Origin of the sequence: Bradyrhizobium zhengyangense, assembly GCF_022012555.1 — a bacterium.
Classification (GTDB): Bacteria; Pseudomonadota; Alphaproteobacteria; order Rhizobiales; family Xanthobacteraceae; genus Bradyrhizobium; species Bradyrhizobium zhengyangense.
In genome coordinates, this window is sequence record NZ_JAKLTZ010000065.1 from 1 (window position 1) to 2,306 (window position 2,306).

Genomic DNA, 2,306 nt, shown 5'->3' on the forward strand with positions numbered 1-2,306 from the left:
TGTCAAACGCCATCCGGAACTGCCCCCTTTGCGTCATGAAGAACTGCCCCCACCATCGGGATTATGATCTCGGTTGAAGGTTGTTTCCGCCGGTGACAGGCCGGAGGGAGGCGGAGCCGACCGGAGGACCGTCACCGGCGGGCGGCGGCTTGATGAGGCCGCTCTTGCGCTTGGCGCGGAGCCGGTAACTGTCGCCGCGGATCGTCAGCACGTGGCTGTGGTGGAGGAGCCGGTCGAGGATCGCGGTGGCGACCACGGGATCGGCGAACACGGCACCCCATTCGGCAACGCTGCGGTTCGAGGTAATCAGCATGGCACCGGTTTCGTAGCGCCGGCTGACCAGCTGGAAGAACAGGTGCGCCGCATCAGGTTCGAGCGGCAGGTAGCCGAGCTCGTCGACGATCAGCAGCTTTGGCTTCGACAGGGCGAGCAGCTTCTCGTCCAGGCGTCTCTCGCCGTGCGCCTTGGCAAGACCCGCGACCAGCGTCGTCGCGGTTGTGAACTGCACCGTGTAACCGGCCAAGATCGCCTCTCGCCCGAGCGCGATCGACAGGTGCGTCTTACCGACGCCCGGCGGACCGAGCAGCAGCACGTTCTCGCCGTTGGCGATCCAACGTGACGCGGCCAGGTCGCGGATCTGCTTCGGATCGATCGACGGCTGCGCCTCGAAGTCGAAGCCCGCAAGCTCCTTCACGGCCGGGAAGTGTGCGAGTTTTAGTGCCATCTCGATGCGGCGATGATCCTTGCGCGCAATCTCGCGCTCGCACAGCAGGATCAGTGTCTCACGCGCCGACAGGTTCGCGCGCGCCGCCTCGTCGAGCAGGCTGTCGAGCTGATCGCGGATCCCGGAGAGCTGCAGTCGCGCCAGCATGGCATCGAGCGGATCGGTCGTTGCTTCCATTATCTTCTTTGCCCGCGCCATCAGAAGCTTCCTCCGACCACGGCTTCGTATTCGGCAAGAGGGCGCAACAACGACGGCGGTGAGGACGGCGCCAGCACCGCCACCGCGATCTCAGCCCGGCGGACCGCGCCATTGCGACCAGCAACACCATCGAGATGAGCGGTGTCGATGATCCGCAGCCGGCGACCCTCCGACTGCTTGTGGACCGCAACCTGTTGCAATCCATGGCGGATCCGCACCTCGCCGGCCGCGATCGTTACCGCCACGCGCTCGCCAATCAGGCGCCACGGCACTGAGTAGCTGTTCGTGTCGATCTCGACGGCGCAATCATGGCCGACGACGCGGGTCAGTTCACGCAACGATCCGAACGACGGTTGCCCGCTAAGCGGCTTCAACCGGTGTGCCTCCTCACGCGCAAAGCGAGCAATCGGCGCCTCGCCGGTCGTGCCGTGGATACGCACGTTCGCCACCTCACGCTCCCATCCGGACAGATGCGCCTCGAATGCCTCCCAGCTCGCGAAGGAATGCCCCGCAATCGCGTTCTTCTTCACGTAACCGACGCCATTCTCCGTCTTGCCCTTCGTGCGCGCCCGATACGGCGCGCAGGCGCGAGGACGGAAGCCCCAATGCTTCGCGAACGCGATGAGCTTGTCGTTAAATTGGACCGACCGGCTCACTGCGTCGTGGCGCACCACCAGTGCGCGTGGATTGTCCATCAGCACTTCCTCCGGCACGCCGCCGAAGGTCGTGAACGCGCTCTCAAGCCCCGCAAACCAGTGCTCCTGCTTCTCAGCCCGGAACGCACGCACATGTAGCCGCCGCGAATGTCCGAGCGTCGCCACGAACACGAATGCTTTGATCTTCGCCCCGCCGACCTCGACCAGACGCTCGCCGAAGTCGATCTGCAGCTGCCGGCCCGGGGGCGTCTCGAAGCGCGTCGTCGCCAACGCTTCGGCCTTCAGCGCCTGGCGATACGGCTGCACGGCCCGTTGTAGGGTTCGCCGGCTGACCGCCACGTCTTTCTCGGCCAATAGGTCCTGCCGCACCACATCCGCATTGCCCCGATGCCGGATGAACCGCTCGCGCAGCCAACCTTCAAGGCCGTCGAGACGCTTCGACCGCTCAGGCGACTTGAAGGGCTTCACCCCGCCCGCCGCCACGTAGTCCTTCACCGTGTGATGGCTGCAGCCCAGCTGCCGCGCTATCCGCTTCACACCCCACCCGCACGCCCTCAGGCGCATCATCTCCGCCACGTCATCCGGCGTCTTCATCACCTGCCCCCGTGGATCACTCCACGGCGAGCCTTCCGTGATTCGTCCCTGTTTCATTCGCTCTCTCCTCAGCTATCCGAGGAGGGGGCAATTCCTCATGTCGCTGAGGGGGCAGTTTTCCATGGCGCGCGACA

The 2,306-nt window shown here is 65.3% G+C and carries 2 protein-coding genes; both read right to left on the reverse strand.

The window, feature by feature from the left end:
• Positions 1 to 61: 61 nt before the first annotated feature.
• The gene (gene istB / locus L6639_RS42815; protein WP_276575792.1) at positions 62 to 922 is read right to left on the reverse strand and encodes an IS21-like element helper ATPase IstB; all 861 of its coding nucleotides are present in this window, start codon (positions 920 to 922) and stop codon (positions 62 to 64) included.
• Positions 922 to 2,229 (reverse strand): IS21 family transposase, encoded by a 1,308-nt coding sequence (gene istA / locus L6639_RS42820; protein ID WP_237867360.1) that lies wholly within the window; start codon positions 2,227 to 2,229, stop codon positions 922 to 924. The genes istB and istA overlap by 1 nt, the downstream gene beginning before the upstream one ends.
• Positions 2,230 to 2,306 lie beyond the last annotated feature (77 nt).

Excerpts from the sequence above, each read along its gene's own strand:
- istB (WP_276575792.1), bottom strand. The coding sequence starts at position 922 with ATGGCGCGGGCAAAGAAGATAATGGAAGCAACGACCGATCCGCTCGAT.
- istA (WP_237867360.1), bottom strand. The coding sequence starts at position 2,229 with ATGAAACAGGGACGAATCACGGAAGGCTCGCCGTGGAGTGATCCACGG.